Annotated in this window: 19 protein-coding genes; 8 read left to right on the top strand and 11 right to left on the bottom strand. The window is 29.5% G+C overall.

The window, feature by feature from the left end; translation table 11 throughout:
* A complete protein-coding gene (locus tag ACOQN8_RS15885; protein WP_420553416.1) occupies positions 1–1701 on the bottom strand; it encodes a histidine kinase in 1701 nt (566 codons plus the stop codon).
* A 141-nt stretch (positions 1702–1842) separates the two neighbouring features.
* Here ACOQN8_RS15885 and ACOQN8_RS15880 point away from each other — a divergent pair, with 141 nt between their 5' ends.
* The 5 genes from ACOQN8_RS15880 to ACOQN8_RS15860 all read left to right on the top strand — a co-directional run bounded on the left by ACOQN8_RS15880 (position 1843) and on the right by ACOQN8_RS15860 (position 11343).
* Positions 1843–4233, top strand: a complete 2391-nt coding sequence (locus tag ACOQN8_RS15880; protein WP_420553415.1) for a TonB-dependent receptor — start codon at positions 1843–1845, stop codon at positions 4231–4233.
* A gap of 135 nt (positions 4234–4368) precedes the next feature.
* The gene (locus ACOQN8_RS15875) at positions 4369–4710 is read left to right on the top strand and encodes a hypothetical protein (RefSeq protein WP_420553414.1); all 342 of its coding nucleotides are present in this window, start codon (positions 4369–4371) and stop codon (positions 4708–4710) included.
* Positions 4711–4832: 122 nt separating this feature from the next.
* Complete coding sequence (locus tag ACOQN8_RS15870) at positions 4833–9146, top strand: CusA/CzcA family heavy metal efflux RND transporter (protein ID WP_420553413.1); 4314 nt, start codon at positions 4833–4835, stop codon at positions 9144–9146.
* A 51-nt stretch (positions 9147–9197) separates the two neighbouring features.
* On the top strand, positions 9198–10385 hold the full coding sequence (locus ACOQN8_RS15865) for an efflux RND transporter periplasmic adaptor subunit (RefSeq protein WP_420553412.1): 1188 nt from the start codon (positions 9198–9200) through the stop codon (positions 10383–10385).
* A 124-nt stretch (positions 10386–10509) separates the two neighbouring features.
* A complete protein-coding gene (locus ACOQN8_RS15860; RefSeq protein WP_150898515.1) occupies positions 10510–11343 on the top strand; it encodes a prohibitin family protein in 834 nt (277 codons plus the stop codon).
* 84 nt (positions 11344–11427) lie between these two features.
* Here the strand turns inward: ACOQN8_RS15860 and ACOQN8_RS15855 are convergent, their stop codons facing one another.
* Entirely contained in the window at positions 11428–13227 is a 1800-nt protein-coding gene (locus tag ACOQN8_RS15855; protein WP_420553411.1) for a DEAD/DEAH box helicase, read from the bottom strand.
* 118 nt (positions 13228–13345) lie between these two features.
* The gene (locus ACOQN8_RS15850) at positions 13346–14701 is read right to left on the bottom strand and encodes a TlpA family protein disulfide reductase (RefSeq protein WP_420553410.1); all 1356 of its coding nucleotides are present in this window, start codon (positions 14699–14701) and stop codon (positions 13346–13348) included.
* 182 nt (positions 14702–14883) lie between these two features.
* Between ACOQN8_RS15850 and ACOQN8_RS15845 the strand changes: the two genes are divergently transcribed.
* Positions 14884–16503, top strand: coding sequence for an ABC-F family ATP-binding cassette domain-containing protein (locus tag ACOQN8_RS15845; RefSeq protein ID WP_272149359.1), 1620 nt, complete (start codon positions 14884–14886; stop codon positions 16501–16503).
* Between the two features lie 36 nt (positions 16504–16539).
* On the opposite strand, the gene ACOQN8_RS15840 is transcribed toward ACOQN8_RS15845, so the two are convergent.
* The 4 genes from ACOQN8_RS15840 to ACOQN8_RS15825 all read right to left on the bottom strand — a co-directional run bounded on the left by ACOQN8_RS15840 (position 16540) and on the right by ACOQN8_RS15825 (position 19014).
* A complete protein-coding gene (locus ACOQN8_RS15840) occupies positions 16540–16818 on the bottom strand; it encodes an STAS domain-containing protein (protein ID WP_420553409.1) in 279 nt (92 codons plus the stop codon).
* 120 nt (positions 16819–16938) lie between these two features.
* Positions 16939–17475, bottom strand: a complete 537-nt coding sequence (locus ACOQN8_RS15835; protein ID WP_420553408.1) for an RsmD family RNA methyltransferase — start codon at positions 17473–17475, stop codon at positions 16939–16941.
* A complete protein-coding gene (locus tag ACOQN8_RS15830; RefSeq protein ID WP_420553407.1) occupies positions 17475–18296 on the bottom strand; it encodes a DUF3822 family protein in 822 nt (273 codons plus the stop codon). Before ACOQN8_RS15830 ends, ACOQN8_RS15835 begins: the two co-directional genes overlap by 1 nt.
* Positions 18280–19014 carry a hypothetical protein gene (locus ACOQN8_RS15825; protein ID WP_272149355.1) on the bottom strand — a complete coding sequence of 245 codons (735 nt, stop codon included), beginning with the start codon at positions 19012–19014 and terminating at the stop codon, positions 18280–18282. The genes ACOQN8_RS15830 and ACOQN8_RS15825 overlap by 17 nt, the downstream gene beginning before the upstream one ends.
* A gap of 102 nt (positions 19015–19116) precedes the next feature.
* On the opposite strand from ACOQN8_RS15825, the gene ACOQN8_RS15820 reads away from it, so the two are divergent.
* Positions 19117–20544, top strand: coding sequence for an ATP-dependent DNA helicase (locus ACOQN8_RS15820; RefSeq protein ID WP_420553406.1), 1428 nt, complete (start codon positions 19117–19119; stop codon positions 20542–20544).
* Positions 20545–20622: 78 nt separating this feature from the next.
* Positions 20623–23139, top strand: a complete 2517-nt coding sequence (locus ACOQN8_RS15815; protein ID WP_420553405.1) for a PIG-L family deacetylase — start codon at positions 20623–20625, stop codon at positions 23137–23139.
* A gap of 87 nt (positions 23140–23226) precedes the next feature.
* On the opposite strand, the gene ACOQN8_RS15810 is transcribed toward ACOQN8_RS15815, so the two are convergent.
* The 4 genes from ACOQN8_RS15810 to mazG all read right to left on the bottom strand — a co-directional run bounded on the left by ACOQN8_RS15810 (position 23227) and on the right by mazG (position 26216).
* The gene (locus ACOQN8_RS15810; protein ID WP_420553404.1) at positions 23227–23610 is read right to left on the bottom strand and encodes a hypothetical protein; all 384 of its coding nucleotides are present in this window, start codon (positions 23608–23610) and stop codon (positions 23227–23229) included.
* Between the two features lie 41 nt (positions 23611–23651).
* Positions 23652–24377: a (S)-benzoin forming benzil reductase gene (locus ACOQN8_RS15805; RefSeq protein WP_420553403.1), complete on the bottom strand. Its 726-nt coding sequence runs from the start codon at positions 24375–24377 to the stop codon at positions 23652–23654.
* Between the two features lie 93 nt (positions 24378–24470).
* Positions 24471–25301, bottom strand: coding sequence for a M57 family metalloprotease (locus tag ACOQN8_RS15800; RefSeq protein ID WP_420553402.1), 831 nt, complete (start codon positions 25299–25301; stop codon positions 24471–24473).
* 135 nt (positions 25302–25436) lie between these two features.
* On the bottom strand, positions 25437–26216 hold the full coding sequence (mazG, locus tag ACOQN8_RS15795) for a nucleoside triphosphate pyrophosphohydrolase (RefSeq protein WP_420553401.1): 780 nt from the start codon (positions 26214–26216) through the stop codon (positions 25437–25439).
* Positions 26217–26219 lie beyond the last annotated feature (3 nt).

The following is a 26219-nucleotide window of genomic DNA, read 5'->3' as shown; positions in this document are numbered from 1 at the left end:
CTATTTTATAATCGTTATTACATTTTTCCATCCATTTTCAGTGGGTTCAGAACTAAAGTTCCAATTGTTTTTATAACTCTCGGTTAAACGTGCTTTAATATATTTAAAACCAGTTCCGTCTGATCTATCTTTTTGAGAGTTTCTAACTTTAGCATAGGTTAGAAAGGTGTATTTTTGTTTATTATCACTTGTTTCTACGACCAATTTAAAACGCATAGAGTTGTTTTTAAGAGGTAAACAATGTGTAATACTATTTTCAAGTAAAGTATGAATAATAGCAGGAGGAATGGTTTGAGAATCATCATTTAAAACACCTTCATCTTCCCAAAGGTATTCTATTTCTTTCCTATACCTCATAATATTCAGATGACTTTTACATAGCTTTATTTCTTGAGAAATTGGAATTAAAGTTTCATTTTCTACTTGATTTAATAAATCAAACTCGCCTGCTAAAGCTTCAATAAATTCAACGCCTTTATCAGGAGCTTCTTCAACCCAATCAATTAAAGAAGTTAAGGTATTCATTAAAAAATGAGGCTGTATTTTCTTTTTTAATAATTCATATTTTAATCTAGTAGATTCAGCTATTGTATGTTCAAAAGCGAGTCTTTGCTCTTTTAGTTTTATTGATAATATATAAAACATACATAAAGAAATAATAGCAAAACTTACAAATAAGCTTACATCGAAAATGGATATTTTATATACAGTAAAACTCAATAATAAACCAAATAAAACAACAATAGCGGCTTTCTGTTTTTTGTATATAGCGTAACAGATAATTAGAGTAGAAGAGAGCCACATCATCTGAGCCAAAAATAAAGCTGTATAATCATATGAAGGTGAGTAATACTGATGAATCCATATTAAAAAAATACTATACGCTAAGAAAAACCATTTTCGGAAAGGAAAAGTGAACTGTACAGAAAAATAATAAGGAACTATAAAGGATATGAATAAAGTTAAATAACCAATAGCTTCTAAACGTAAAACGAAATGTGAATAGTGTATTGGAATGTAAAACTTAATATATTCTAGTATAATTAGTAAGAAAAATAAAAAGCTAGAAATACTAAATAACAACATTGTGTATTGCTTCCTATCACTTATGTATAAAAAGAAATAATAAATAGTAGCCAGTAAAAATGCTCCAGCCAAAATATTGATATAAATAGTATCTTTTAACTTATCGGTAACTAGTTCGTTATAATCTTTTATGTATATATAAATTCCACGAGGAGCTCCTTTTTCGTAAAGTTGCGACATTCGTAAGGCTAAAGTATGGTTTCCTAATTCAAGTAAGTTATTTGGGATTAGATATCTATCGGTTGTTCTTCCGGTTTTCTCATTGTTTAATTCATTTCCAGGTTTTCCATTTCTACCTATTAAAACACCATCCCAAAACACTTCATATGCTCCAAAAGCATTGATGTTTATACCTATTAATTGTAGAGAATCAGGAACTTTAGTTATATTAATTATTTTTCTAGTCCAAAAAATATCATCTCCTTTAGGAACTTTATTTTCAATATTCCAATTACTATCATCAAAATCTTTTGTGGCCCATAGCGGATTGTCTCCATTTTTGAATAAAAAATTTCTTTGAATTTTATACATCTTGTCTTTATGCTTATATCTTTTGAATTCATATTTACAAGAGATAGCAGATAACAAAAGGATGAGATAGAATAGTTTTTTCATGAATATTAATTGTATGGTAAAAGTAAACGAAATAAAAGTGTTTTTAGAGCAGTTTGCAAATTGTTAGAGCAGTTCACATAGTTTTAAATGAAAAGGGAGAATTTTCTATTCATTTTTGATGAAAATTAAAACTCACAAAATATGAAACCACTTATGAATCTATTCTTCTGTTTACTTTTTAGTATTTCAGTAGTAGCTCAAAAACAATCTAGCAACGGAAAAATTTTAGGAAAAGTTATAGATGCTTCAAACGAAACATTACCTTACGCAACAGTTGTACTTAAAGATGCTACGAATAATTTAATAGAAGGAGTTGTAACCGATGATAAAGGGGGATTTACCTTCTCTAAAGTAAAGGTTGGTGATTATAATTTAGAAATTCAATACATAGGTTTTGTAACTGTTGAGAGAAAAGTAAAAATTACAAAAGAGCAAAGTACAGTTAATTTAGGAAGTATTACAGTTAAAGAAGATACTAAAACACTTGATGAAGTAGTAGTTAAAGCAGAAACATCAGAAGTATCGTTAAAATTGGGTAAAAAAGTATTTAGAGTAGGAAAAGATATTACTTCACAAAGTGGATCTGCCTCTGATGTATTAAGTAATGTGCCTTCTGTAAATGTAAGTCCTACAGGAACAGTAAGTTTACGAGGAAATGCAAATGTACAGGTAATGATTAATGGAAGACGTTCAGCTTTATCACAATCGCAAGCGTTAGAACAATTATCAGCAGAGGTTATAGAAAGTATAGAAGTAATTACCAATCCATCAGCAAAATATGATGCATCAGGTTCAGCAGGAATTATTAATATTATACTTAAAAAGAATAGAAAATCAGGATTAAATGGTCAAGTACGTTTAGTTGCTGGGATTCCAGATGATTATAGAGCAATAGGGAATTTAAATTATAAAGCGGATAAATTCAATTTTTTTACAAATTTAGGAATTAGATATACTGATTATGAAGGAGAGTATTTTAAGAAACAAACTACTACAGATAATAATGTAACTACTTTTTTAAACCAAAGTGAAGATGAAGACAGGCATGATGATGGACAGTTGTTTTATTTTGGTACCGACTATTATATAAATGATAAAAATACAGTCACCATAGCTTATTATAGAAACGAAACTAAAGATACTGATGTAACCAACTTATTCTTTGATTTTTCTAACTCTGGAGTTTTAACACAATCCTTACAAACTATTGGTAACTCTGTAGAAGAAAGAGATTACAATCAATTAGAAGCAAATTACACAAAAAACTTTGCTAAAAAAGGACAAAAGCTAACAATTGATTTTCAATATGATTTTTGGAATAGTGAAAAAGATTGGTATTTACAAACAGATGAAAAATTTCCTACAACTATTATTGCTCAAACAACAATACAAACTAAAGGAAAGGGAAGTACAGATGATATTGTAATTCAATCAGATTTTACAACACCATTAAGCGAGCAAACAAATTTAGAAATAGGAGCGAAGTTTGAGAATAGAACTATTACAAATGAATTTTTGGCAGAAGAATTAATCAATGGTCAGTTTGAAATAATAGATAACATTAATAATCAATTAGATTATAAAGAAAAAATATTGTCTAGCTACGCACAAATAAATTCAAAAAAAGGAAAAATTAATTATCAGTTAGGATTGAGAATAGAAAACACTAAAATTGATATTGACGCTTCAGATGTTACGTTAAATTTAAAAGATACGTATACAAATTTATTTCCATCAGCTACTTTAGGTTATGAATTTAAAGAAAACTTAAGTGGACAAATCAATTATAGTAAAAGAATAGGACGTCCATCATTATGGCAGTTAAATCCATTTTTTCAATTAAAAGATTTTACTTCTAGGTTTACAGGAAACCCAGCATTAAGACCATCATTTACGGATGCAATAGAGCTTTCAATAATGTATAGAGGAAATAAATTTCAGTTGAATCCTTCTGTTTATTATTCGGATACCAATAATGCATTTCAATACGAAACAGTACAAAATAATGAAGGCGTTTTTATTCAGTCACCAGTAAATTTAGATAATGAAAAACGTTATGGAGTAGAGCTATCAGCATCTTATAATCCATTAAAATGGTTACGTTTTTCAGGAGATTTTAATGCGTATAGATTTCAACAAAAAGGGATGTTAAACAATCAAGTAGCTGATTTTTCTAGTAATACTTGGTTTACCAATTTAACAATGAATTTAAGACCATTTAAAACATTAGGATTACAAACACGAGTTTTTCACCAAGGAGAAGAACGTAACGCACAAACTAAATCAAAACCTATAACAAATTTAAATTTTGGTTTACAAAAAAGTATATTCAATAATAAAGGAAGTTTAATTTTTAATGTTTATAATGCTTTAGATACAAGAAGATCTAGAGAAGAGATTATAGGTAATAATTTTTCAATTTATCAAGATAGAAGTAGAAATGCTCAACGATTTTCATTGAGTTTTGTATATAAATTCAATCAAAAACCTTCTGATAGAAATAGAAGCGCTAAAAGAAGTAATAGATATTAATATCATTAGTATAAAAACCTGTATTCGCTCTGAAGAATGCAGGTTTTTCTATTAGTAAGAAAAGAACTTAAATAGCTTTTTAGAAAGGAATTATTATATTTTTTATAATTTTGTAACTAGCCTAAAAGATTCAGTTTGAAAAATACTAGTATCATAATGTTAATCTTAATATTGTTTGTACCATCAGTACAAGCACATACAGATGCTATTATTTTTGATGAAGATGTTACGGAAAGTCATATTGGAGCTATGGATAGTGCGCATCACGATTCTCACCATGAAAACGACACAGAGGAAGAAAGAAATAGAGAGCATCATCATCACTGTATTTTATTAGGAATATCTAATGCTATTATTACAAAAGAATTTAATTATTTATTTGTAAAACCACTTCAAGCAAAAAAGAAAATACTTTTTAGCAAACATTTAAAAGCATCTAATTATTTAGATGAACTTTTCCAACCTCCTAGGGTTTAATTCAACATTTTAAAGTTTAACAGTTTATAATTCTTGTATTTACAAGAGTTAAAATCTGCTATACCGGATTTATAGATAAATCGGGAACATATCGTATTAAAATAGAATTAAACACATGAAAAATGTTAGATAATATCATAAAATTTTCAATTAAAAATAAATTGATTATTGGAGCTTTGGTATTCGCATTAATTGGTTGGGGAATATATTCATTAAAACAATTACCAATAGATGCAGTACCAGACATTACTAATAATCAGGTGCAAATAATTACTTCAGCACCATCACAATCGGCTCAAGATATAGAGCGTTTAGTAACTTTTCCAATAGAGTTAACCATGTCAAGTATTCCAGATATAGAAGAAGTAAGGTCTTTTTCTCGATTTGGTCTAAGTGTAGTAACTGTTGTATTTAAAGATAACGTAGATATTTATTGGGCACGTCAACAAATAAGTGAACGACTTGTTGAAGCTAAAAATCAAATACCAGATGGAGTAGGAACTCCAGAAATGGCACCAGTAACCACAGGTTTAGGAGAAATATATCAATATACATTATATGCTAAAAAAGGTTTTGAGAAGCAGTATTCAGCAATGGAACTGCGTTCTATTCAGGATTGGATAGTTCGACGTCAATTATTAGGAATAGAAGGCGTAGCAGACGTGAGTAGTTTTGGAGGTTTTTTAAAGCAATACGAAGTTGCGATTCAACCAGAGCGATTACAAGCTTTGAATGTAAGTATTAGTGAAGTTTATGAAGCATTAGCGAAAAACAATCAAAATACAGGAGGAGCTTATATTGATAAAAACCCGAAAGCATATTTTATTAGAAGTGAAGGTTTAATTAATAAACCAGAAGATATCAAAAATATAGTTATTAAAAACACTAAAAATGGTGCACCTATTTTGATAAAAGATATAGGGAAAGTTCAATTAGGGCATGCTGTACGCTATGGAGCGATGACTAGAAATACAGATGGAGAAGTTGTAGGAGCCATAGTAATGATGTTAAAAGGAGCAAACTCCTCAAAAGTAATTAAAGATGTAAAAGAGCGAATTGTTCAAATAGAAAATAGTTTGCCTGAAGGTGTGGCAATTAAACCATTTTTAGACAGAACGAAGCTAGTTGATAAAGCAATTAATACTGTAGCTACTAATCTTGTAGAAGGTGCATTAATAGTCATATTTATCCTTGTGTTATTATTAGGAAATCTAAGGGCAGGGTTAATAGTAGCATCTGTAATTCCACTAGCAATGCTATTCGCAATTAGTTTAATGAATGTTTTTGGAGTTTCGGGAAATTTAATGAGTTTAGGAGCTATTGATTTTGGAATTATTGTAGATGGTTCTGTAATTATTGTAGAAGCTACTTTGCATTATTTAGGCTTAAAAAAGTCAGGAGAAAAACTTTCACAAGAGCAAATGGATGAAGAAGTATATAATTCTGCTTCGAAAATTAGAACTAGTGCAGCCTTTGGAGAAATTATTATTTTAATAGTGTATTTGCCAATTTTAGCATTGGTAGGTATTGAAGGTAAAATGTTTAAGCCTATGGCTATGACAGTAAGTTTTGCAATACTAGGAGCCTTTATTTTGTCCTTAACCTATGTGCCTATGATGAGCGCATTGATCTTAAAAAAGACAATTAATAACAAGAAAAATATTTCTGATAAAATAATAGAATCGATACAAAGAGCATATTCACCCTTGCTTGAATTAGTGCTAAATAATCAGAAAAAAGTAATCATTATAGCAGTAGCTATTTTCGGGTTGAGTTTGTTTACATTTTCAAGAATGGGTTCTGAATTTATCCCTTCATTAGATGAAGGTGATTTAGCGGTACAAACAGTAGTATCTACAGGAAGTTCGTTGTCTTATACTATTGATGCATCTAATAAATCATCAGAGCTATTATTAAAAGAATTTCCAGATGAAATAGAACAAATTGTAAGTAGAATTGGTTCATCAGAAATCCCTACTGATCCTATGCCTATTGAAGCTTCCGATATTATAATTATTTTAAAAGATAAAGAGAAATGGACAAAGGCTAAGACAAAAAATGAATTGACTAATAAAATGCAAAAAGTATTAGAAGATAATATGTTAGGAGTTTCCTATGGATTCCAACAACCTATACAAATGCGTTTTAATGAGTTAATGACCGGAGCAAGACAAGATGTAGTATTAAAGATTTATGGTGAAGACTTAAATAAGTTAGTAAAATATGCCAATAAATTGAATAATATTATTCCTGAAGTAGCTGGAGCAGAAGATTTGTATGTTGAAAAAGTAACTGGTTTAAAACAAATAGTTATAGATTATAATCGTAGTCAATTAGCTTATTATGGTTTGAATATTTCTGATGTAAATACAGCTATTAATGCGGCATTTGCTGGACAAAATGCAGGGTATGTATATGAAGGGGAGAAGCGTTTTGATTTGGTAGTTCGATTGGCAAAAGAGAATAGAGATAATATCGAAGATATTCGAAAATTGTATATAACAACACCTAATGGAGTTCAAATACCATTATCCAATGTAGCAACAATTAATTTTGAAACTGGTCCAAATCAGATACAACGAGATGATGCAAAACGTAGAATAACAGTAGGATTTAATGTTAGGGGACGTGATGTAGCAAGTATAGTAGCAGAGTTAAAGCAGAAAGTAAATAGTAAAATTCAGTTTGATCCAGGTTATTATATTACTTATGGAGGTACTTTTAAAAATTTAGAAGAAGCTCGTGCTCGTTTAGGAATAGCAGTACCAGTAGCTTTATTACTAATATTTCTATTATTATACATAACGTTTAAATCAATTAAGCAAAGTATTTTAATTTATACAGCAATTCCAATGTCGGCTATAGGTGGAATCTACGCTTTATGGTTACGAGATATGCCATTTTCAATATCGGCAGGGATAGGGTTTATCGCTTTATTTGGAGTAGCCGTATTGAATGGTATTGTGTTAATAGTGGAGTTTAATCGTTTAAAGAAAGATGGTTTAACCGATTTAAAAGAAATAGTTAAAAAGGGAACCTCTATTCGATTAAGACCCGTAATAATGACAGCAGCTGTAGCCTCTCTTGGTTTTTTACCAATGGCAATTTCTTCATCGGCAGGAGCAGAAGTTCAAAAGCCATTAGCTACTGTGGTAATTGGTGGCTTAATATCTGCAACACTATTAACCCTATTAATATTACCTGTTTTATATATGATTTTTGAAACAGTAAAAGTTAAAAAGGTAGCGTTTAATAAAGCAGTAACAGTTCTTATTTTATTATTTAGTGTATCGATAATAACAGCTCAAGAAATTCCTCACAAGCTAACAGAGAATGAAGCTATAAACATGGTTTTGAAAAAAGATGTTTTATTGAAGAAGGCAAATTTAAATGTAGATAAAAGTAAAGCAGCAATTTCTGGTGCTATTGCATTAAACCCAACATCAGTACAATATCAGGATGTAGGAATAGCACCAGGTTTAACAGAGCAGGAGTGGGCTATAAATCAAAATTTCGGTTCAATATTATCACATATTCAAAAAAGAAAATTAGCAAAATCAAAACTTGATTTAGCAAAATCTTTAAGAGAAGTATCTAAAAAAGAAACGATAACAAGAGTAAAAAAGCTATACCAAGAATGGCATTATTTATTTGGATTGATTTCTCTAATGGAAGAACAACAAGATAATACTAATCAAATAAAGAGTATAGCTAAAAAGTTACATAAATCTGGAGAAATAGGCGGTTTAGAAAATGATTTAACAACAATTCAATCTTTAGGAGTACAATCTCAGAAGAATAAAGTTTATAAAGATTTTTTATTGGTAGAGAATCAGTTAAAAGAATTATTACAATTGACATCAGCAATAGTTCCAGCGACTAAATTTCCAAAGAAAAAAGAGATTTCAATTCAGAAAGATACACTTTCAGATACGTTTTTACAGGCGTTAGAAAAAAGTAACAAAGTGGCAGAGAGAAGTATTTCTACAGCAAAAGCTATTTATTTTCCAGAGTTAAAAGCGGGAGTTATCAATAGAAAAACGGGGAATAATAATGCCTATACAGGTTTCAATGTAGGAGTCAATATTCCATTGTCATTTTGGTCAAATAATGCAAAAATTAAAAAGCAAAAGATTCTTAAAGAAGAGATAGTTTTTGAAAATGAATCGAAAAAAATAGCAATTCAAAACAATTTTAAAAGTTTACAAAATCAAATAAAGTATTTAGAAAGCGAACTTTTAAGTATTGAAGAAACAAAAAAGCAAGCAGAAAAATTTATTGAAAAATTAGAAATAGCATACAAGTCTGGAGAAATTAATGCTTATCAATATAACCAGAGTTTTAATGCCTATTTTCAAGTGATGCAGAATTATTTATTACTTATAAATAATTACAATCAAACCGTAATAGCATACGAGTTTTATACTAAAGAATAAGAATTAATCTATAAAACTCTTAAGAATTATAGAGTTAAAAGACATTATAATATGAAAAAAATCATTTTAATATTAATTACAATAATAACCATTAGTTGTAAAGAAGATCATTCAGGACATGATCATGCTAAAGAAGATAAAAACAAAGAAGCAAAGTCTTCTTCAGTAAAGGATAATCATAATGAAAATGAGATACATTTAACAAAAGCCCAGTTTGAAACGGCAAAAATTAAGGTTGAAAGTATTGGTAAAAAGAAAATTAGAGATCGAATAGAAGTAACGGGAACAATAGAGGTACCACCTCAAAGTAAAGCAACTGTATATGCACCTATGGAAGCCTTTGTATTTAAAACAGATTTGTTGCCTGGGGATAGAGTTAGTGAAGGGCAAACGATAGCAGTATTACAACATCCTAATTTTATCAATTTGCAGTATGCATATTTAGAAGCAATTAATAAATTAAATGTAGCCAAAGCTGATTATGAGCGTAAAAAAATGTTATTAGAAAACGATATAACTTCTAAGAAATCATTTCAAATAACAGAAGGAATTTATCGTTCAGCAAAGAGTTTAGCTAGTAGTTATGCTTCTCAATTAAAAATGGCTGGATTATCGCCGCAAACTGTAGCAAAAAATGGAATTCAACAGTATGTTTATGTAAAGGCCCCAATAGAGGGGTATATTGTTGAAAACAATTTAAATAAAGGGATGTTTTTAGCAGCCAATAGTGAAATGATGGAGATTATAGATAACGATCATATGCACGCTGAATTGAATGTTTTTGGAACTGATATTATAAAAGTTAAAAAAGGAGATACTTTTATTTTTAAACCTTCAGGATTAGATGTTTCTTATGAAGGCTATATAAAATTAATAAGCCAAAAAGTAGATGATAAGACTAAAACAGTAAATGTTCATGGGCATTTTGAAGACGAACAAAACCGTTTAAAATCTGGAATGTTTATCAACGCACAAGTTTTACTGGATGGTAATGAGGTATTTGCAGTTCCAGAAGAAGCGATTATAGATAATGAAGGAGAAAATTTTATTTTCATGTCAGAAAATAATAAAGATTTTATTCCTTTAGAAGTTACGTTAGGTAATACAGATAATGGTTTTACAGAGATAAAAACGATTCAGAATAACAATTATAATATAAAGGTAGTTTCGAAAGGAGCTCATTTCTTAAAAGGGAAATTGTTACAACAAGGAGGTGGAATGGATGGACATGCACACTAAATAAGAATTTTAGAGGTGTTTTAGAAATATTAACTAAGACACCTCAATAAAATATTCTTTTAAAGCATACAGTTATTCAGTTTAGAGAATTAATTCAGTATTTTTGATATAAATAAAAACAGACATGAATAATAGACAACAATTAGATTTACAATTACCTAAAGGGCTTTTTTTACTGGGTATAATTGCCGTTGTAGTAATAATTATATTTTCTAAATCAACAGTAACAATAGGACCTGGAGAGGGAGGAGTTATATTTGAAACTTTAGGAGATGGTATTAATACAGAGAAAACATATGGAGAAGGATTTCATATTGTAGCCCCTTGGAATAAGATGATTATAAGAAAAGTACGTCAACAATCAGTATCAGACGAAATGAATGTGCTTTCTGTAAATGGATTAGAAGTAAAAGTTAATGGAACAATATGGTATGAGCCAGAGTTTAATAACTTAGGGATGTTAATTAAAACAAAAGGAGAAGATTACGAGCGTGAATTATTAGACCCAGCAATTAATGCAGCAGCAAGAAGTGTAGTTGGACGTTATACTCCTGAACAATTATATTCAAGTAAAAGAGATGTAATTGAACAAGAAATTTTAGATGAAGTAAAAACAGTTTTAAAAGATCAGTTCTTAATCGTAAAAAGAGTTTTAGTTGAAGATGTAAAATTACCAAATACGATTAGAACAGCAATTGAAACAAAGTTAAAGCAAGAGCAAGAATCTTTAGAATATGAGTTTAGATTAGCAAAGGCAAAGAAAGAAGCTGAAAGACAAAAAATTGATGCAGAAGGTAAAGCCATTGCGAATAAAATTTTAAGTGCTTCGTTAACAGATAAGATTTTACAAGAAAAAGGGATAGAAGCTACTTTAAAATTATCAGAATCACCTAATAGTAAAGTGGTTTTAATAGGAGCTGGTAAAAGTGGAATGCCTATAATATTAGGGAATCAATAGTACTTTGTAGATATTAAAAACTGTAATTATACATAAAAAAAACAGCTCATTTGAGCTGTTTTTTTATGTATATATGATATGGAATTAATCTCTTCTACGTTTTCTTCCAAATCCAGCAGAAGCTCTATTATTACTTCTTCTAGATGAATTGTTAGAACTATCGTTATTACGTCTTCTACCAAATCCACCTTTGTTGTTGTTATCTCTATTGTCGCTACTTCTTCTTTTTCCGCTAAATTTACCACCTCCATTTCTACGAGGTTTTCTACCACCACGGTCAGATTTAGTAATTTCAATATTAACAGTTCTACCGTTAAAATCAGGATTATTAGCACTAAAAGTATCTAAAGTTTCCTTTTCAAAATTCTTATCAATTTCGAAGAAAGAAAAGGTATCTAAAATATCAATGGCTCCAATTTCAATTTTATCAGTAATGTTCTGATCATTGATTAAACCTATTAATTTAGCTGGGTTTAATTTATCTTTTCTACCTAAATTAATGAAGAAACGAGTCATGTTCTCATTAGTAGATCTACCTCTTGAATTTTCTCTTGATGATAAATTATTTAAATCAGGAGCGTTTTCGTAGTAAGATAAAAAGGTGTTAAATTCTAAAGAAACAAATTTCTGAATTAATTCTTCACGAGATAAACCTTCTAGTTTTTCATAAATACTAGGTAAGAAACCATTGATTTGTTCAGTATTTACTTCTGTATTATGAACCTTATCGATTAAATGGAATAATTGATTGTGGCATATTTCTTTACCAGAAGGAACAGGTGTGTGAATAAATTTCTTTTTAAGAATACGCTCAATAGGACGTAATCTTCCTTGTTCCTTTCTGCTAACTAAAGCAATAGAAACTCCTTTATTACCAGCTCTACCAGTTCTACCGCTACGGTGATTATAATTCTCTATTTGATCTGGTAACTTATGATTGATAACATGTGTTAGGTTATTTACATCTAAACCACGAGCAGCAACATCTGTAGCTACTAATATTTGAATAGTTTTTTTACGGAACTTATCCATAACGCTATCACGTTGTCCTTGTGATAAGTCACCATGCAAAGCATCGGCATTATAACCATCACGAATCAAGTTGTTTGCAACTTCTTGTGTCTCTCTTCGAGTTCTACAAAATACAATAGCGTAAATATTTGGATTTAAGTCAGCTACTCTTTTTAAAGCAGGGTAGCGAGTTTTTTCATTTACTAAATAATATTCGTGACTTACATTGTCTGATCCTTGATTTTTTTGTCCTGAAGTAATTTCAGCAGGATTAGACATATAATTACGAGCTATTGCTTCAACTTCTCTTGGGAAAGTAGCAGAGAATAATAAAGTTTGTTTAGTTTCTGGAGTAGTTTCTAAGATTTGATCTAACTCATCTTTGAACCCCATGTTTAACATTTCGTCAGCCTCATCAAGTACTAACCATTGAACATTTCCAAGTTTTAAAGCTCTTCTTTTAATTAAGTCAACAGTTCTTCCTGGAGTACCAACTACAATTTGAGCTCCTCTTTTAAGTTTCTTAATTTGTTCTTCGATATTAGCACCACCATAAACAGTAGCTACTTTTAAGTTAGGTAAGTATTTTGAAAAATCTTCAATGTTTCTACCTATTTGAACAGCTAATTCACGAGTAGGAGACAGGATAATAGCCTGAGTATTTAAACTTGTTTGATCAGCTAATTCTATAATAGGTAAACTAAAAGCAGCAGTTTTTCCTGTACCTGTTTGTGCAAATGCTTTTAAATCTTCTTTTGAAGAAATAATTTGTGGAATTGCTTTTTCTTGAATTACGGTTGGATTTTCGTAACCTAAATCCATTAAAGCCTTATTGATAGGTTCTTTCAAACCTAAATCTAAAAATTTTGACATACTGTGGTTTTTAGAGAACTCACAGATGCCCCTCCGCGAATTCTAAATTAATATAAAATATCTCTTAGTGAGATTTTGGACGGCGCAAAAGTACACTAAATAAATGAATTATAGTGTGTTATTTTGTTTTTTGTAAGTTGTTGACTTGCAGGTTTATATCTTTTGCTGATAAACTTGTGTATCCATTGACAATGATACCATTCTTATTAATTAGTAGCATACGAGGGAATTTACTTGAAGAAAAATTACAAACAGCACTCTTAGCAGGTAAAGTATATTGATATTTAATGTCTACATTTTTAGTGTATCTTTTAAAGTCACTACATAAGTTAACAACCACAAATTTTATATTAGGATTGTTTTTGATCAAGTAGTTTATACGAGAAGATACCCATTCATCAGAAGCATATCTATAGTTTTTAAATAAAAGAACTGTACTTTTCCCTTTAATTATTTTTGAAATGTTTTTTACTTCTCCTCTAGCATTTATTAAATCAAATGATGGAATTTTTTCACCATTGTTTAATACTTTAAGATCATTTTTTAATCGTTGGATATTTTTTTTCTGATCAATATCTGTATTTAACTTAAAAAAAGTAAAAAATGCTTCATTCTTGTTTTTAGGATCTTCGAAGAAATGACGAATCATTGTGTTATACAATAATTTGTTTTTTATTTCTTCAGAAGTAATTTCAGAATCAATGTTTTTTAATAAATCAGCTGTAAAATTCTCTGGATTAGAATTTAACTTTTTAAGATAAACATCATTATATAATTTATCTTTTATAAACCTGTAATAAGGACCATAAAAAATTAAAGAGTCTTTTTTAGCACTAATATTATTACGATGATTAAAATAAGAATCAACTAATTTTTCAGGTGTTTCTTTAGCATAATTATGTATAGCGTATTTTTCTTTATAATTATAGATAGGGTACAATAAAGCAACATTAAGTATCTCTTTAAATTTTTCAGAGATATTATTGTTTTTATTTTTGTAGTTATCAATAATTTTTTGTCTAATTTCTTTAAGAGAATCAACTTTTCTTAAAAACTCATCTTGAGGTAGTTTATAAAACTTAGAAATATATTTGTCTTCTTGTTCAGTTTGTAAAAAAGCTTCAATTAGAATATTATTACGTTCAGCATTTTTACCACTAAACACTAATGACTCATCAAAATCCCAAGTATTTAAACGGAAAAGTAAACTATCTTTTGGTTCTAGATAAATATATTGGTGCTCAGGACCATGAGTAAAGAAATATAAACCTTCTTTTAAATCTTTATAGTTGCCAATGAAACTATTGTCTTTTTTTAGGTAAATAGTGTCGTTAAAATTGTAATTATCAGAAAGTATGACGTAACTACACTTTGGATTAATGATTTTACCACCAAAATAGGTTGATTTTGGGGGTTTTGAATCTTTACATCCAATAAATATGATTAAAATTATGTATATAAAATTTCTAGTCATGTTTTTGTTGTTATCTTGATAAAGATATAGTATTCAAAAATAGACATCTCTATATAATCAAGCTGTTAATTCGTTGTTAAAAGAATTAAAAGGGTCAAAAGTAAGATGTTAAATATTTCCTTGCAAATTCTTTTTGCGTTGGTATATTTTTTACTTTTGCACGGAAATTTAAAAAAATATAAATGTTAACAGTTTCTAATTTATCAGTTCAGTTTGGTAAACGTGTTTTATTTGATGAAGTAAATACTAAATTTACTCAGGGAAATTGCTACGGAATTATCGGAGCAAATGGAGCAGGAAAGTCTACTTTTTTAAAGATTTTATCAGGAAAACAAGAAGCAACATCTGGCCATGTTCATTTAGAGCCAGGGAAGAGAATGTCAGTTTTAACTCAAGATCATTATGCTTTTGATGAGTTTACTGCTTTAGAAGCTGTTTTGAAAGGAAATAAAGAGTTATACAAAATAAAGTCTGAAATAGATGCTTTATATGCTGATTATTCTGATGAAAATGCAGAGAAAATTGGAGAATTACAAGTTCGTTTTGAAGAAATGGATGGATGGAATGCAGATTCTTCAGCAGCAACAATGTTATCTAACTTAGGAATAAAAGAAGAAGATCATTATACATTATTAGCAGATTTAGATTCTAAGAAAAAAGTACGTGTATTATTAGCTCAAGCATTATTTGGAAATCCAGATGTACTAATAATGGATGAGCCTACGAACGATTTAGATTTCGAAACTATTGCTTGGTTAGAAAATTTCTTAGCAAATTATGAAAATACTGTAATCGTAGTATCGCACGACCGTCACTTTTTAGACGCGGTATGTACGCATATTTCTGATATAGATTTTGGAAAAATCAATCATTATTCGGGAAATTATACATTCTGGTATGAATCTTCTCAATTAGCTGCTAAACAAAGAGCACAACAAAACAAAAAAGCAGAAGATAAAAAGAAAGAATTAGAAGAGTTTATTCGTCGTTTTTCTGCAAACGTTGCTAAATCTAAACAAGCAACTTCTCGTAAAAAAATGATAGAGAAGTTAAATGTGGATGAAATCAAGCCATCTTCACGTCGTTATCCAGCAATTATTTTTGATAGAGATAGAGAAGCAGGAGATCAAATTTTAAATATCGAAGGATTATCTAAGTCATTTGAAGGTGAAGATTTATTTGCAAATGTAGATATCAATTTAAATAGAGGAGATAAAGTCGCTATTATTTCTAGAAATTCAAAAGCAGTAACAGCTTTTTATCAAATTATCTCTGGAAATGAAGAAGCAGATACTGGAAAATATGCTTGGGGTGTTACTACAACACAATCGTATTTACCAGCTGATAACTCTAGTTTCTTTCAAAATGGAGAATTGAATTTAGTAGATTGGTTACGTCAGTACGCTAAAACAGAAGAGGAGAGAGAAGAAGTGTTTTTAAGAGGTTTCTTAGGGAAAATGATTTTCTCTGGAGAAGAAGCATTAAAAAAGAGTAATGTGTTGTCAGGAGGAGAAAAAGTACGTTGTATGCTATCTAGAATGATGATGACTCGTGCTAATATTGTAATGTTAGATGAACCAACAAATCACTTAGATTTAGAGTCGATTCAAGCATTGAACAATTCATTAATAAACTTCAAAGGAACTGTGTTATTTTCAACACATGACCACGAGTTTGCGCAAACAGTAGCGAATAGAATTATAGAAATTACCCCAAAAGGAGTAATTGACAAATATTCTACTTTTGACGATTACTTAGCTGATCCTAAAGTAAAAGAGTTAAGAAACAAAATGTATTCATAAAAATAAAAAAGAGAGCTATTTAGCTCTCTTTTTTATTTATTCGATATTTCTATATTGTAATTCGTCAATAATATCTCTAGATCCTTTTCCATAAAAAAGAAATTTTTTTTCTAAAGTTTTAGCTTTTTGATACAATTTTATAATGTAATCAATAGCGTGTGGGTCTATTTCAGTTACATTATCAATATCTAAAACTATTGACTCGTTTTTTTTAAAGTAAGAATTTACATTTTTCTTAACAAAAGAGAGATTATTTATATTTAACTCCCCGTTTAAATGCAAATGCCCGTCAGAATGTGTAATTTTAAATCCCATATTATAAGTTTAGTGTTATGCGAGAATTAAATTAAGGTTATTAATAGTTTAATTCTTCTTTTTTCGATAAATGGGAGTTATCCTAAGTTAATTGGTAAGTTTATATAGTTGAAGTAAGATTTAATATTCAAAAAAACTAAAAACATTTCCACCATAACGCTTGTCATAACTATGTTTTGGGTGTTCTGTTAAGTCGGTATGCTTAGAATGTTCAATAATTAAAATTCCATCTTCGTTTAAAAGTTCTTTTTCAAAAACAAGATCAGCTATTTTTAAAAATTGAGAAGTTTCAAAGTCGTATGGAGGATCTGCAAAAACTACATCTGACTTTAAAGGTGTTTTTTCTATAAATTTATAAACGTCACTTTTATAGGTGTTTATGTTTAAATCAAGCTCTTTAGAAGTTTGATTTATAAATTTTATACATCCATAATTAGCATCTACAGCATAAATTGTTTCAGTTCCGCGAGAAGCAAATTCATAACTAATGTTTCCAGTTCCAGCAAATAAATCTATTACAGATATATTTTCGAAATAGTATAAGTTATTTAAAATATTAAATAATGATTCTTTAGCCATGTCAGTCGTAGGACGAACAGGTAAGTTTTTTGGGGCAGAAATTCGTTTGCTTTTATATTTTCCTGAAATAATTCGCATTAGGATACTAGAATAAAATTTGTGTGTGTTAAAAAATCTGTACTGTTGGTGAAAAAACCAGATTTTGAATTGATAAAATTAATATTACGAACATAATTATAAGTAATATCATATAATTCTGACTCTTTTTCAATATCTCCTATAAAACTCAATTCAAATTCATTAGGATCCATTTCTAATTGTTCAGCAATAAACAATATATAATAGATAAAATCTTCTTTCGTTTGGAAAGAAAAAGAATTATGAAGTTTTAAAGAATTCTTTTCAAAAACTATAATGTCTAATTGATTTACTGACACATGTACAAAAAACGACTGTTTAGAGCTGTTTTCTACGTGTTTTAAAAGTTTATTGATTAATACAGTAGAATGATGTTTGAATTCAAACTCTCCAAAGTTTTGGAATAAATAATTATTAATATTTACATAGGGGATATAGACGGTATGAGCATTCATTTTATCTATAGAATCATATGCAATTAAATCTGTAGAAAGTGTTTTTACTGTATATTTTAAATAAGAATCTAAATTGTTTTTATCAAAATATTTATCTGGTACAATCGTAGATAAATTATTTTGGTGTATTGCAAAGATAGAAGTAAAATCTTGTTGTAAATCTTTGTCTGTAGCAAAAATATTTATGACTTCATTCAATAAAGCTTCTGGTGAAGATAAAGGTTTATCAAAAATATATTGTGTAAAAACAATAGGTTCTTTAGTATCTGAATTAGAGATACAAAAAGAAAATCCATCCAAACTAAATTGGATGGATAGAGTTTTATGCTGCGCTAAGGCGCTTATTTTTTTACTCTTTTTTTGCAAGTGCTTCAGCTTTATCGTAGTAAGGAGGCCAGTTACCACCAGTAGTTACTTCTTCTAAAGATCCAACAGAAACAAATTCACCTTTAATTTGGTCAGTTTCTATAGCTTCTAACTCTTGCTTAACTAAAGAAGGACTCATTCCTTTTAAGATTGAAGCTTTATCTGCTTTAGCTTCAAATACAGGAACTAATAACCCTGCTACTTTTTCTACTCTACCAATAGCTAATTGGAATTCTTTATCAGTACCAGGAACATTAAACATTCCTTTATAATCTTTTCCTTCAAAATATTTTGATACTGGCTCATAACCAATAGTATCAATTTGCTTTTTTGAAATAGTAATAAAAATTCCTCCTCCACGGTCTACTTTTTCTTCAACGTTTTTAGTTTCAGTTAAAGCTAATTTTCCGTTTTCTATAAAGTTAATTAAAGAATCTTTACTATCCGTATAAACTTTGTGAACCTCTTTATATTTTACCTCGGCGTCACGAATTAATTTTAAATTCTCAATAACTTTAGCATATTTCACCTTTTTGTTTTTAGCAAAATTAATAGGCTCCATAATACCTCCATAAATTTTATATACTAAAAAAGCAGTAGCAGCTAATAATAATATAGAAATTAACCATCTCATTTTCAGTGGTACAAACTTAACGATAAGAAAAGCTAAAAGAATTGCAACCACAACAGCTGCCAAAATCATTAATAATAAATTCATTTTTTTTGTTTTTAATATATGATATACGCAAATCTACAATTTTTTTTCAATCATGAAAATAATTATCTATAAATACATTTATCTTTGACGATTATTTGAAATATGATAGAGTCAGCACCCAATTTTTATAAAGAAATATTACAAAAATTTCCGTACGAACCTACTCAAAAACAAACGGAGTTATTAGATACGTTAACGCATTTTATTTTTGATAGCAATAATCGCGCCCTTTTTTTATTAAAAGGATATGCAGGAACAGGAAAAACAACAATTATTAGTACTGTAGTTCATAATTTGTGGAAGGCAGGAAAAAAGGCAGTGTTATTGGCACCAACTGGACGTGCAGCAAAAGTAATTGCTGGTTATTCTAAAAGACAAGCATTTACAATACATAAAAAAATATATTTTCCAAAAAAACAGAGTAATGGAGGGGTAAGTTTTGTTATGCAACCTAACAAGCATTCTAATACTATTTTTATAGTAGATGAAGCCTCTATGATTTCTGACGATAGACAAAACGCAAAACTATTTGAAAATGGTTCATTGTTAGATGATTTAATATCATATGTATACTCTGGTAAAAATTGTAAAATTGTTTTTATAGGTGATACTGCACAGTTACCTCCTGTAAAATTAACAGTGAGTCCAGCTTTAGAGGCAGATAATCTTTCGTTTCAATATAATAAAGATGTAACAGAGATTGAATTAGATGAAGTAGTTAGGCAACAAGAGGATTCGGGAATTTTAGCTAACGCTACCGATTTACGTTTGTTAGTACAAAATGATGCAACTCATTTTAAGTTTGATTTAAACTTCCCAGATATTATTCGTTTAGAAGATAGTTATGATATTCAAGATGCTATAACTATGGCCTACGACGGTGATTTAGGGGTTGAAGATACTGCAATTATAGTTAGATCTAATAAAAGAGCTAATCAATATAACGAACAAATAAGAACTAGAATTAGAGGACAAGAGAATGAAATTTCTACAGGAGATTATGTAATGGTGGTAAAAAATAATTATTACTGGTTAAAAGATTCTTCTTCTGCCGGATTTATAGCTAATGGAGATATTTGTGAAGTAATGCGTATAAATTCTATTAAGGAATTATATGGGTTTAAATTTGCTGAAGTAGAGATTCGTATGATTGATTATCCTGATATGAAACCTTTTGATACAGTATTACTTTTAGATACACTTTCGAGTGAGAGTCCTTCATTAACATATGAAGAGTCTAATAAATTATATGAAGCGGTAAAAGAGGATTTTGCTCACGAGAAATCAAAATATAAACAGTTTATGGGGGTGAAAAAGAACAAATATTTTAATGCTTTACAAGTTAAGTTTTCATACGCTATGACTTGTCATAAATCACAAGGAGGGCAATGGAATACTGTTTTTATTGAACAACCTTATTTACCAGATGGACCAAGTGTAGAATACTTAAGATGGTTGTACACAGCGGTTACAAGAGCTCAAGAAAAATTATATCTTATAGGTTTTAAGGATGAGTATTTTTTGAATTAAAAAATGTTAGCGTTTTGTTAATTTGATAGAATCTCAAACTAAAAAAGTTACATTTGTTAGCCAATCAAAACGTTAAAAATGTACAAAAAAACACTTTTTTGTTTTTCTTTTTTATTGATATCCCTATCAATATTAGCACAAAAACCTCAAAAACTATCATCAAATCAGATTTATGAAAAAATACAGAAACTTAATTTTTTAGGTTCTGCATTATATGTAGCAGCACATCCTGATGATGAGAATACTCGTTTAATAGCTTATTTAGCTAATCATGAAAAAGCCAGAACAGCATATTTATCGTTAACACGAGGAGATGGAGGTCAAAACTTAATAGGCCCTGAAATAAGAGAGTTGTTAGGTGTAATAAGAACTCAGGAATTATTAGCAGCAAGAAGTGTAGATGGAGGAGAGCAACGCTTTTCAAGAGCTAACGATTTTGGGTACTCTAAACATCCAGATGAGACCTTAGAAATTTGGGATAAAGACAAAGTTTTAGCCGATGTAGTTTGGGCTATTCGTACATTTAAACCAGACGTAATTATCAATCGTTTTAATCATAGAACTCCAGGTACAACACATGGTCATCATACATCTTCAGCAATGCTAAGTGTAGAAGCATTTGATTTAGCTAATGATAAAACGAAATATCCAAACCAATTAAAAAATACAAGTGTTTGGCAGCCTAAGCGATTATTTTTCAATACTTCTTGGTGGTTTTATGGAAGTAGAGAAAATTTTGCAAAAGCAGATAAAAGTAAAATGTTAAGCTTTGATATAGGAACTTACTATCCTTTAAAAGGTTTATCTAATAATGAGTTAGCTTCTATTGCTAGTAGTCAGCATTTATGTCAAGGATTTGGGCGTTTAACAACTCGTGGTTCTCAAACTGAATATGTTGAATTTTTAAAAGGAGATTTTCCTAAAGATAAAAAAGATATTTTCTCTGGAATCAATACTACTTGGAATAGAGTAGAAGGAGGAGGAGATATTGGAGACATTTTATATAAGGTTGAAGAAAATTTTGATTTTGTTAATCCTTCTAAACATCTACCAGCTTTATTAAAAGCATATGAGTTAGTTCAAAACTTAAAAGACGAACACTGGAAAAAAATAAAAAGTAAAGAACTTAAAGCTATAATCAAAGCTTGTGCAGGATTATATTTAGAAGCATCAGCTAATAGTTCTAGCACAACTCCTAATAGTGTGGTAAACGTGAATTTTGAAGTACTAAATAGAAGTAAAATTTCTATGGAGTTAGCATCGATAAAAATTTTACCAGGAGGTAATGAAATAAAAAAAGGATTAGACTTAGCACCTAATTCAAAGAAAAACTTCAAAGAAAATATTACTATTGGAGCTTTAGATTATTCATCTCCTTATTGGTTAAGTACTCCTTGGGATTTAGGGATGTACAAAGTTGCTGACAAAAAAGTTATTGGGAATCCTGAAACAAAGAGACCAATTCAAGTACAATATAATTTATTAATAGAGGACAAAGAAATATCATTTACAATTCCAGTTGTACACAGATATTCTCAAAGAGATAAAGGTGAAATTTATGAACCATTTGAGATACTTCCCAAAGTAACTACTAAATTAAAAAACAAAGTAGTGATCTTTTCAGAAGAACATTCACAAAAAGTATCATTAGAAGTACGTTCTGGAGCAAAGGATGTAAAAGGAACTGTTTCTTTACAAGTGCCTAATGGATGGCAAGTGTCACCTAATGAAGTTTCTTTTAATATAGAACAAAAAGGGGATGTGCAGGTAGTTGATTTTAAAGTAACACCGCCAAATGCACAATCAGAAGTAGTTTTAAAAGCAGTTGCGAAAGTAGATGGAGAATCTTTTGATAAGGAATTGGTTGAAATTAATTATGAGCATATACCAAAACAATCAGTTTTATTGCCATCGGAAGCAAAAATGGTGCGTTTAAATATTAAAAAGCAAGGAAAAAGAATTGCTTATATTCAAGGTTCTGGTGATGCTGTTCCTGAAAGTTTACGTCAAATAGGTTATGATGTTATAGAGATTAATCCAAAAGATATTAACGATAAGAATTTAGAAGAATTTGATGCTGTAGTAGTAGGAATACGTGCTTATAATGTATTACCTGAATTACAATTCAAGCAAAAGTATTTACTTGATTATGTTAAGAACGGTGGAAATATGATTGTTCAGTATAATACCAGTAGGAGAGTGGATGTAAAAGCTCCTTTTGAACTAAAATTATCGAGAGATAGAGTTACTGATGAGCATGCTAAAGTTACGATGTTAGCTAAAAATCATTCAATATTAAATTATCCAAATAAAGTCTCTGAGTCTGATTTTAATGGTTGGGTACAAGAAAGAGGTTTGTATTTTCCAAATCAATGGGGGAAAGAGTTTACACCTATATTATCCATGAGTGATAAAGGAGAATCAACCAAAACAGGAAGTTTATTAATAGCTAAATATGGTAAAGGAAATTACATGTATACTGGTTTAAGTTTCTTTAGAGAGTTACCAGCAGGAGTTTCCGGAGCATATAAATTATTTGCAAACATGTTATCGGTTGGTAAAGAAGAAAGTAAAAAAGAAACAATGAAAATGTAATTTAGATACAATTTTTCAAAATAAAAGCTTGCCTAATTAGGCAAGCTTTTATTTTTACTTAGAGTTAAATCGATAATTGAAACAAACTTAGCTCCAACTCATATTAATTCTGACTTTCTCTCCTTGAATTTCTACAGTGCCACCTATAGATTTTTGTTCTCCTGGATAAACTTCATAGATTTTTACGTTACCCTTTATCTTAGGAAAATTATCCTTAAGCCTTTTAGATTGTTTTATCCACAAATCTATTTCATTAGGATTATTTACTTCAAAATCAATTATAAATTGACGAGTAAATGGATTTCCTCTTTTTTCTATTGTTAGATTTTTAATTTCATTAGGTAATTTATTTAAGCCACCCCATTCAAGTGTTGTTTCTATGACGTTTTGCTTTTCCCATGGGAATACATAACTATTTGAAATATAAAAGTAGCATAGTATCAATGTAAATGAAACGATGAAAACTTTCATGATTTTGATGACTAGCTTTTTATAAAAAGAAATATTCATTATTAAAAATTTCTAATATCTACAATATCTCCATTTTTAAGCTTGTTTAAGGTGTCTATAGAATAAATAGACTCTGCAACATACTCTGGTGTATAAAGCTCGTTATTTTCTTTTAAATCAATAAAACGTTGCAGGTTTTTAAAGTCTTTTTTATCGGTACTTCTAATAGTAGTTTGCATATTGGTGTCAACGACACCAGGATATATAGCAACACATTTTACACCATTTTCTAACTCGTTTTGTTCAGCTGCAATTGCTTTTGTCATCATATCAATTGCTGCTTTTGATGTACAGTAAACACTCCAGCCTTCATAAGGTTTCGTAGCCGCTCCAGATGAAATGTTAATAATTTGCTTTTTGCAATTTAAGTTTTCAAGATTTTTAATAAATAAACTTGACAAAATGAGTGGAGTAGTGGTGTTTAGTTGAATGCTTTTAGAAATATCATCTACAGCAATATTTTCTAAATTTGAAATCACACCTAATCTTCCTGCATTATTAATAAGTGTAATAGATGTAATATTGATATTCTTTAATTCTTCTAATAATGTTGAAAAAGCCTCTTGTGTTGTCTTATTATTTGATAAATCAACAGAGATTTCAATGCAATTTTTTAAGTTATTTATACTTCTAGAAAGTGTATATACTTTATAGTTTTTAGAAGCGTATTTTTCAACTAAGGCTTTACCAATACCTTTACTTCCTCCCGTAATAATAATTATATCCATAAAGTAAAAATACAGGATTATAATACCAATTCAAAACAATAAAAGCTTTCAAATATTTGAAAGCTTTTATTGTTTTGATGTTATGAAGTTAAACTAATACAAGTAGTTTAGTGCTATTATATCATTGCTATTAAATTCTCCTGTTACACCAGAATTAAAGCAGGCTAACATTAAAGAAGTTGGGTCATAACCTGGAGTTGTTCCTGGTATTGGGATAGCACCTACGCCACCATCACCTTCATTGATGTTTTGTCCACAACTTTGTCTTGTTTGCCAATCAGTATGTCTAAACCCAATAGAATGTCCTATTTCATGAGTAATAACATGCTCTATAATATCTAAATTTAAATTTGATAACCCATGTATTTCTATCCATTTATTTGGATTACCATTTGAAGGAAATCCAGCTGAACCACCAGAACCACCAACAAAAGGATCTACATACACTACCATGTCTTTGTTGCTAAAATTAGTTCCAAAAGTTAAATTAAATGTAATACTTAAGTTAAGATCATTGTAATTTTGAACAGCCATAGTTAGTGCGGTTTGTTCATTACTAGATAACCCTAAGCTATTGTTAGCTGTATATCCCATTATATCAATGGTAGTACCAGGAGTTACTAAATTGTTTGTACGATAATTTCTACCTAAATGATTGGTTATTTTATCAAACTCCATAATTTGCTCGTAGCTCAAATGAATATCTCCTTCAACAAGATAGCTATCTATAGTAGTTCCATCTGGTAAATGTCGTTTAACTAGTTGAACATCGTAAGTATTGATGTTAAAATCTTTTAGTTTTTGAAGTACTTCTTCTGAAATGGTCTGTGTTTCTTGCACATTTTGTAACTCGTTTTCGTTACAACTTACCATTAATACCATAGCGGCAATTAATGATAGAAGGCCGGGGGGCATTTTTCTCATAATTATTATATTAAGTTTTTGTAATCGCTTGATATTAAAGATACTAAATATAATAATCGGATTTACAGCCCTTGTTTAAAAAAGGTGATTTTCCTACGAAATTCGTACAATAAAGTATTTGTGAGTTTTAAAGTCTTATTTGAAGTGCTTTTTTGAGGCATTCCAAAAAACATCCATTTCAGCTAAAGTCATTTCGGAAATTTTCTTTCCTTCTTTTTTTGCTGCTTTTTCTAAATATTGAAAACGATTGATAAACTTCTTATTTGTTTTTTCTAAAGCGTTTTCAGGATTTACGTTAATAAACCTTGCGTAGTTAATCATAGAAAAGAGTACGTCTCCAAACTCTTTTTCTATATTCTCTTGGTTTCCATTTTTGATTTCATCGTTAAGTTCAGAAATTTCCTCTTGAACTTTTTCCCATACTTGATGTGGCTCTTCCCAATCGAAACCTACTCCAGCAACTTTTTCTTGAATTCTGTTAGCCTTTACAACAGCGGGTAAGCTTTTAGGTACACCTTCTAAAACGGAGTCTTTCCCTTCTTTAAGTTTTAATGCTTCCCAGTTCTTTTTTACATCTTCTTCGTCTTCAACTTTAGTATCACCATATATGTGAGGATGGCGACTAATTAATTTATCAGAGATAGAGTTGGCAACATCAGCGATGTCGAAAGCTTGTTTTTCGCTTCCTATTTTAGCATAAAAGACGATGTGCAGAAGCACATCGCCTAATTCTTTTTTTATTTCGTCTAAATCATTGTCTAAAATGGCATCAGCCAATTCGTAAGTTTCTTCAATTGTTAAGTGACGTAAACTTTCTAAGGTTTGTTTTTTATCCCATGGACACTTCTCTCGAAGATCATCCATAATATCTAACAAACGATTAAATGCGTCTAATTGAGCCTTACGATTATTCATGAT

The sequence above is a fragment of the Tenacibaculum aiptasiae genome (genome assembly GCF_965221665.1).
Lineage (GTDB): Bacteria > Bacteroidota > Bacteroidia > Flavobacteriales > Flavobacteriaceae > Polaribacter > Polaribacter aiptasiae.
The sequence above is the reverse complement of the archived record's forward strand: the minus strand, read 5'-3'. Positions and strand labels throughout refer to the sequence as shown.